Raw genomic sequence first — 7,116 nt, 5'->3', positions numbered from 1 at the left:
AGGGCATACCGGAACCTTTGGGCTCGATCCAATAAACGCTTGGGGAGAGAATACCTCTACTTTTTCAGAAGCAATTCTGTCTAAGCAAGTAATCTCTGTGAACCAAGAATCCCCGTCTCTTTAGAGCGGGGAGTGTCAAATGATGAGCGTCACTCATATAGCCTTTTCGGTAGCTTTGACGAGCATAACGTTGGGAACCGCCAATCCGGAGATATTGGGCATAGCGGCAGTGGCGGCCTTGTTACCAGATATCGACACGGGCAAAAGCTCGCTCGGACGGCTCTTGTTTCCCGTCAGTGGTTGGCTAGAAAAGAGAACGGTTCACCGGGGCATAACCCACAGTTTCTTCGCTTCAGGTGTCGTCACCCTTGCGGCTTATCCCCTGTCCCTACTGGGTTATAGTCAACTCTGGTACGGTCTGATTCTCGGTTACTTTTTCGGCTGGTTTGCCGATGTTTTTACTAAGTCGGGAGTGCAGGCGTTTTATCCCGGTCGGGGAAGGATGATCATCCCGAGAAATCCGCGTTTGAGGTTGGCCACGGGCAGTAATGCGGAGTGGTTTCTGCTGTTTGTTCTTGTGGTCGTCTCGGTTCTGAGTATTTCTATCAATAGTGGTGGCGGTCTGATTCGCGGGTTCAATCAGGCATTGGGTTTGCCGTCGGGAGCGATCGAGACGGTGAACGAGGATGCTTCCCGTTATCTGTTGCGGGTTAGGGTTCAAGGGAGAAATGCCATTACCGAACAGCCGATTGACGCTACTTATGAGGTAATCGAACCGTTGACCGTTAGCGATCTGCTGGTCAAGGACGAAGGGGGAACGGTGTACCGACTGGGTTCGAGTCAGGAATCTCAGATCATCGCCTCGCGCCTTCGCGTGGAAAGGGTCGCACCAGTCCAAGTAAAGATCGAAAATATCTTCTTGGAAGATGAGTATTTAGATAGGCTCGCTAATTTAACGGAACCCTTCGGCGTAGCTCAGGGTAACAGGGTATATTTAACGGGAACGCTGACCATTGCCGATGGTTCGGGTCTGAGTTTGCCCAGTCATGCCGACCGTTTCGATACTATTACCCTACAACCGGGTAACGTCGCCTACGCCCGACTCACCGCCGCTAGTCCCCAGTATGTGATCGACAAGTTGGGAGAATACAGCGTTTCAGGTCATCTCATCGCTAGGATCATAAATGTTCAATAAACAGCAGAAACCACTACCCAACGCCGTTTTACAGGCTCCGAAGCCCCTTAATTCCCCCCTGTCAGAATCATCGCCACCGTCTGGCATCCTTCTGGGGGATAACTGTTATTGGAATCCGGGTCATCTCCCCAACGGTCACATCGTCGCCATCGGTGCATCCGGTAGTGGCAAAACCCAGACCCTCAAAGCGATCGCCTATTCCCTCAGACAGACCTATCCCGATATTCAGTTATTTATCATCGATTTCCACGGTGATCAGGAGATTATCGGTGAAACTTGTTATCCCCTGCACATGGCCAGTTCTCACGGCATCAATCCCCTGATTGTCAACCTCGATGCTGAAGGGGGTGGTCCCCATCTACAGGCCATCGCCGTTACCACCACTCTAAAACGTTCTTTGCAGTTGGGACCAAATCAGGAAGGTTTACTGTTAGAAATATTGCAATTTTGTTACGACCGGCGGGGTATCAGCCAAGAACAACCGACAAGTTGGACAAGGGAAGCGCCCAATTTTACCGATTTGCAGCAGGAGATCGAGTCGCGGGTGGAGAGCGGCTGTAAGGAATCGCAAAAACTGAAACTGAAACTGATAGCCACCTTCACCTACGGTGTCTTCTGCCGTCCCCAACCCGACTTCACCGAGAAACATATCCGCATCGATCTCTCGAAATTACCGCCGGAGATCGGGGCGATCGCCGCCGAATCCTTGGCCTGGCAATTGATGAACCGACACCGCCTCTTGGGAGAAATCGAAGGGAAGTTACCCCGTACCTACCTATTCATCGATGAGGCCAAGGAATTGCGGAAAAGTCGGGCCTGTGACCGCATCATCGCTGACGGTCGTAAGTACGGGTTGGGTTTGGTGTTGGCATCCCAATCGGAACGACATCTCAGCGACGACGTGATCGGTAACTCCTCTACCAAGATCGTTCTGCCAGTGGACCAATCGGAAGTGAAGCGGGTGGCCGCCAAATTCCGTTTCGCCGAGAAGAAAGTAGCCGAGTTAGTACCCTTGACCGCCCTATGTCGTTTCGGCAAACAGGCAGAAATGACCAGTATCTTTCCCTATCACCGGAGGGTAAAAGATGGTTAGCACTCTTTCTAGGTCAAAACCCCACCAGCGACGCACTGAGACGGTTTTCGCTATCCTTGACGACGCACCAGCCGGTACGACCTACGAAGGTCTGATCTCGTTGGTACGGGAGAAAACGGGTAAGGGTTGTTCCCGTAAGCTGATTAGTCGCTGGAAACGCGAACGCACGGGAGAAACCGTCTTAGAAATTCCGACTGTCTTAGAAATTCCAACTGTCTTGGAAACCCCGACCGTTTTGGAAACGATCGCTCCTCAAAAAACACTCAGACAAAGTTCAGTGTTTACCCTGAGAGAAGCCGAAGGGCTTGCCCTGAGAGAAGCCGATACTTCCCCCATTGTCCCCATAATCGAGAAACACAGCGAGAAAACAAGCGAGAGTGTTGCCCTGAAAGAAGCCGATACTTCCCCCATTGTCCCGGAACCTTTCTATTCCCACCGTCCTGATTTCTTTCGTTACCTGACCCTTGCCGTCGCCACCATCATCACCCTAGTCGGTTGCAGTTACACCACAGCCCAAAAAACCCCCAGCACCACCGTTACACCTGTTACACCTGTTACCCCTGTTACCTCTTACCCCCCTTATCAAGGGGGGATTAAGGGGGGATCCTCTCCGAAAAAAACCCACTCCACCGTACCGAGAGAGATCAAAATCCGATTGACCCTTACCACCCCCGCAGATCTGCGGGTCAAACAGGGTTCTCGGATCGTTGCGGGTCAGATACTAAGCGATCGCATTACCGAGAGACAACGACTCCAAACCCAACGTCAACAGTTGGAACTCTCCCTAAAAAAGTTGCAGATTCCCCTCCCCGAACTCACCTTACCTTCACCACCCCCAACATTAAATAAACTTCCCCCCGTTTCCTACAGGCAAGAAATTGCTCATATTACCCTAAAAACGGGAGAATTACAACAGATAGAGACTAAAATCACTCAACAAAAACAGAAAATTTCTCAATTACTAGCCCTTCCCTCTGCCCCCCTTATCAAGGGAGGATTAAGGGGGGATCAAGCCCCCCTTATCAAGGGGGGATTAAGGGGGGATCAAGCCCCCCTTATCAAGGGGGGATTAAGGGGGGATCCCGTTAATGTCGCTTCCCTACCCACTTTTGTTACTATCGACTCTCAACCTTTACCCCCTTATCAAGGAGGCCAGGGGGGATCCGTGGAGACAATCATCGAACACGAAAGGGCGAAACTCTCCCAAATGGAAACGGAACGGGAACAGGCAAAAATACAACTGGACATCGCCCGTGCCGCTTTATCAACCGCCAAGGAAAAGCGTCTTCAGGAAGAATACCAATTGGCTCTAGAAGAAAACCGACGGGCGATCACCCTTCAGAACCAACAACTAGAAGTGGAGAAACAGAGGGCAGTTCGCGCCGCACAACTTCAGGAACGGGAATACAACCAAGCGGTGATCAGGACGAGAATACAGGAGATCGACAATGCACTGGTTCAATTGGCTACGGTTAAGGCTCCCTACCCCGGAACGGTCAAACGGCTTAAATGGCAAGGTCAGGATGATCGCCTTCTCACTGTCGAGCTTACTGTTGATGTGGACTCCCCTACAGGCCGCTCCCCTTCCCTGTCTCGATAGCGGTAACGATTGTCTCCGTACCCTCACCGACGCGGCGATCGAACGTTCCCCTGAATTGCAGACCCTCGACGAGCGCATCGCCCTGATCGATCGCCGGTTACAGTTGGCTGGACAACGTATCGACCAGGCCAACGCCCGACAATGGACAGGTTATCTCACCACCGACCCGATCGCCATTCTGCAAAATCTGTTTGGGGGTGGTCAGGTACAACAACAGAGGATGGCCATCACCGACCTCGAAATCAGGGCGGCCGACCTAGAGGCGGCCAGGGCTGAATTGGAACGTCAACGGGCTGCCAAACGCTCCCAACTGGGAGAACAGGTCTTAACGCTGGTGATCGCCTACGAAACCGCCGGCGATCGAGAACAGGCGATATTAGCCCAACTGTCCAATCACGACCTCTTGACCAGGATTACCGAGATCGATTACCGTCTGGGCGGTTCATCCACCGAAACCTATCTAACAAGAATCGCCCAACGAGAACAGTTAGAGATTCAGTGGAACCGTTACCGTCTCGAACGGGAAACCGCTAAACGACAACTTCTATCCCTGACTGGGTTTTCCCACCCCCCTTATCAAGGGGGGCAGGGGGGATCGAAACTACTGGGGAAACTACTGGGTAATGGGTTGATATTGTCATGTACATATCCAGCGACTCCACACTTGACGAGACAATGCAGTTGCATTACCATCAAGATGTTTTTACAAATAGGCTGAGAGGTTCCAATGGATGCAACTATGGCTCCATGGCCAGAATCCACTCTTACCGATCGCTATCCTGATGGCAATTAATCTTTAGAGTAAGGGATTCCCTCTTTTTGCTGTTTTTATGCCCTGAAACAAGCTATGGATCGGGACTTTCTCGATTGACAAAAAGCCATAACCTGTGCTTTGGGAAAGATTAACAGAATTTCCGCATCTTTCTGAGAAATGCCCTCACCTCAACCGTGACAGGCTCGATCGCCGGTTCGACTGGTAAAAAACTAGGGGATGCGATCGATAGAACAAGGGGAAGCGAAATCTAGGTTAGCTTTCCCGTCACGTTTTGCTTTTCTGGTTTCTGTGTGGAATTAATTTCTAGCTTTCTTGTTTGTGGCTTAGTAAGGTTGAGAATTAGTAGGCTAATTTCAGAAGTAATAGAAAGGGAGCAATCAGGGGAAGTAATTGACGTTATAATTAGCCATAGTTTTCCGTCAAAATTGGATTTTTTCTCTTGAAACTCTGATTAATCGGTTTTTAGAGCTAATTTTGACTATTGGTCTAATCTGCCGCTATTCTTTGCTGTGACTGACTTATAAATTTTTGGAGATGTCTATTATAACCAAAAAAGCGATCGTAATATATAAGTGATCTCACTAACATTGTTCTTCAGTCTTATATCTGCGAATAGCACTGTTCATCAGGTTAATCTGCTCTGCGTGAAATGAAGGGGGCATGGCACCATGAGTCGTGTAGTCTAATCCATCGTGCATGACATCTGTTGGTAATTCAGAGTGATCTAAACCTAAGGTATGACCAATCTCATGAGCAATCGTGTTGGCAATTAAATTAGATAGACTACTAATACTAAGATTGCCTCTACAAGAAGCATAAAAAACTTGATCGATTCTGATAATTGCATGACCAGTAACTTTACCTAATAAGAAGCTCGCTACTCCTAAATAATCTACTGGCTGACTGTCAGCAAATACATAAACATGAGTAAATTTATCTTGCCATTCCTGACTGTTAGGTGGTTCTGTAGTAAGAAAAACCTGAACACCTCTGAATGCACCATACAGTCTGGAAAAAGCTTCCATAAAAATTGCACTCATGGTTTCTTGATATTCGGGTAAGACTGCCATATTTGAAATATCTATCCAAATACAATGGCGACTTTTTTCTGAAAAATTTCGCAAGGGAAAACCGCAGTTAGGACAAAATTCCCATTCTGCTTGAATGTGCGATCTACAAGATTGACACCTGAGTTTAATTGGTCTAGTGAGATCTATACGCTGAGATAGAGATTGTTTTAGCTTGCGGTTGTATTTAGTTAAGTCCAGTCGTTCAAATAAAGATGACATAGCTTTCCTTTACTAAGCATAAGAACCGACAATTTCTCCTAATCCGTTGACACTAACTCCATTTCCAATTGCAGCTAACTTCCACTCGTCGTTATGTTGGTATAACTCTGCCATAATCATTCCCGTAGCACCTTTGTATTCATTTCCTGATAGATTGTAGCGAGCAAGCTCTTTGTTGTTAGACATATCTACTAATCGTACAAATGCGTTTTTTACTTGGAAAAAGTCTTGTTTTCTGGCTATACAGTCATAAATATTGACTGTAAAAACCAGTTTGGTAATTCGTGATGGCACTAAGGAAAGATCAACAATGATTTGCTCATCATCTCCCTCTCCTGCTCCCGTCAAGTTATCGCCTAAGTGAGTGATTCCTCCTGATCGATGCTTGCGATTGCCAAAATAAACTATATCGTCCTTGTCTCCAACTTTTCCGTTACTGCCCAAGCAGATTACTGAAGCATCTAGGTCGTAGTTCGGTCTGTTGCTAAATGCGCCGAACAAGCCACCCCCAGTTTGTTCCACTACATCCCATCCTAGTCCACAAATAATTTTTTTCAGACCAGGTGCCTCTTTTGTCAGGGAAATACGTTGCCCTTTCTGTAAATTGATGGCCATAATTTGAACTTTCCTTAACTATAACGATCTAGCAATGCTTGCAGCCCTCCTTGATAGCCAGAACCCACCGCGTTGAGTGACCATTGCCCATCTTTGCGATAGAGTTCTGCCATGATTAGGGCGGTTTCAATAGAATAGTCTTCTACTAAGTCGTAGCGTACAGCCTCTTGTTTGTTCTGAGCATTAACGATACGTACAAAAGCGTTTTGTACTTGTCCAAAGTTTTGGCGACGTTGCTGTGCCTCGTGAATCGTTACTGTAATAACAATCTTCTTAACTTCTTCTGGTACTTTCTTGAGGTCAATTTTAATAACTTCATCATCCCCTTCACCAAGTCCTGTTAAGTTATCCCCAGTATGTTGGACTGATTTGTTTGGATCAGGGCTGAAAAGATTGTTGTAGAAGATAAAGTGTTTATCTGAGATTAGCTTTTCATTAGCTCCCAACAAAAACACCGACGAATCTAGATCGAAGTCCGATCCAGTGTCAGTGGCTTTGACATCCCATCCCAATCCTACAAATACTTCTGATAATCCAGGAGCAACTTTT

General features: G+C 47.7%; 7 protein-coding genes and 1 pseudogene. 4 read left to right on the top strand and 4 right to left on the bottom strand.

The window, feature by feature from the left end; translation table 11 throughout:
- Window positions 1-139 precede the first annotated feature (139 nt).
- Genes PX484_RS10895 through PX484_RS10880 form a run of 4 tightly spaced genes read left to right on the top strand, consistent with a single transcriptional unit; the run spans window position 140 to window position 4,606 of the window.
- Complete coding sequence (locus PX484_RS10895) at window positions 140-1,195, top strand: metal-dependent hydrolase (RefSeq protein WP_287768033.1); 1,056 nt, start codon at window positions 140-142, stop codon at window positions 1,193-1,195.
- Window positions 1,185-2,288 carry an ATP-binding protein gene (locus PX484_RS10890; protein WP_287768036.1) on the top strand — a complete coding sequence of 368 codons (1,104 nt, stop codon included), beginning with the start codon at window positions 1,185-1,187 and terminating at the stop codon, window positions 2,286-2,288. The genes PX484_RS10895 and PX484_RS10890 overlap by 11 nt, the downstream gene beginning before the upstream one ends.
- Window positions 2,281-3,888 carry a hypothetical protein gene (locus PX484_RS10885; RefSeq protein WP_287768038.1) on the top strand — a complete coding sequence of 536 codons (1,608 nt, stop codon included), beginning with the start codon at window positions 2,281-2,283 and terminating at the stop codon, window positions 3,886-3,888. The genes PX484_RS10890 and PX484_RS10885 overlap by 8 nt, the downstream gene beginning before the upstream one ends.
- On the top strand, window positions 3,845-4,606 hold the full coding sequence (locus PX484_RS10880; RefSeq protein WP_287768040.1) for a TolC family protein: 762 nt from the start codon (window positions 3,845-3,847) through the stop codon (window positions 4,604-4,606). The genes PX484_RS10885 and PX484_RS10880 overlap by 44 nt, the downstream gene beginning before the upstream one ends.
- Before the next feature lie 638 nt (window positions 4,607-5,244).
- On the opposite strand, the gene PX484_RS10875 is transcribed toward PX484_RS10880, so the two are convergent.
- The 4 genes and pseudogenes from PX484_RS10875 to PX484_RS10860 all read right to left on the bottom strand — a co-directional run.
- A complete protein-coding gene (locus tag PX484_RS10875; RefSeq protein WP_288103813.1) occupies window positions 5,245-5,733 on the bottom strand; it encodes a matrixin family metalloprotease in 489 nt (162 codons plus the stop codon).
- Window positions 5,734-5,790: 57 nt separating this feature from the next.
- A pseudogene (locus PX484_RS10870) lies at window positions 5,791-5,952 on the bottom strand (double zinc ribbon domain-containing protein); the annotation flags it as partial.
- A 12-nt stretch (window positions 5,953-5,964) separates the two neighbouring features.
- The gene (locus PX484_RS10865; protein WP_288103810.1) at window positions 5,965-6,567 is read right to left on the bottom strand and encodes a TerD family protein; all 603 of its coding nucleotides are present in this window, start codon (window positions 6,565-6,567) and stop codon (window positions 5,965-5,967) included.
- 14 nt (window positions 6,568-6,581) lie between these two features.
- On the bottom strand, window positions 6,582-7,116 hold a 535-nt coding region (locus tag PX484_RS10860), incomplete at its 5' end, for a TerD family protein (RefSeq protein ID WP_288103808.1).

It is taken from the genome of Microcystis sp. M49636_WE2, from assembly GCF_030065375.1.
Lineage (GTDB): Bacteria > Cyanobacteriota > Cyanobacteriia > Cyanobacteriales > Microcystaceae > Microcystis > Microcystis aeruginosa_C.
Note: the sequence above shows the minus strand (reverse complement) of the source record. Positions and strands in the feature narration are given on the sequence as shown.

Excerpts from the sequence above, each read along its gene's own strand:
- PX484_RS10880 (WP_287768040.1), top strand. The coding sequence starts at position 3,845 with ATGTGGACTCCCCTACAGGCCGCTCCCCTTCCCTGTCTCGATAGCGGT.
- PX484_RS10895 (WP_287768033.1), top strand. The coding sequence starts at position 140 with ATGATGAGCGTCACTCATATAGCCTTTTCGGTAGCTTTGACGAGCATA.
- PX484_RS10890 (WP_287768036.1), top strand. The coding sequence starts at position 1,185 with ATGTTCAATAAACAGCAGAAACCACTACCCAACGCCGTTTTACAGGCT.
- PX484_RS10885 (WP_287768038.1), top strand. The coding sequence starts at position 2,281 with ATGGTTAGCACTCTTTCTAGGTCAAAACCCCACCAGCGACGCACTGAG.
- PX484_RS10875 (WP_288103813.1), bottom strand. The coding sequence starts at position 5,733 with ATGGCAGTCTTACCCGAATATCAAGAAACCATGAGTGCAATTTTTATG.
- PX484_RS10865 (WP_288103810.1), bottom strand. The coding sequence starts at position 6,567 with ATGGCCATCAATTTACAGAAAGGGCAACGTATTTCCCTGACAAAAGAG.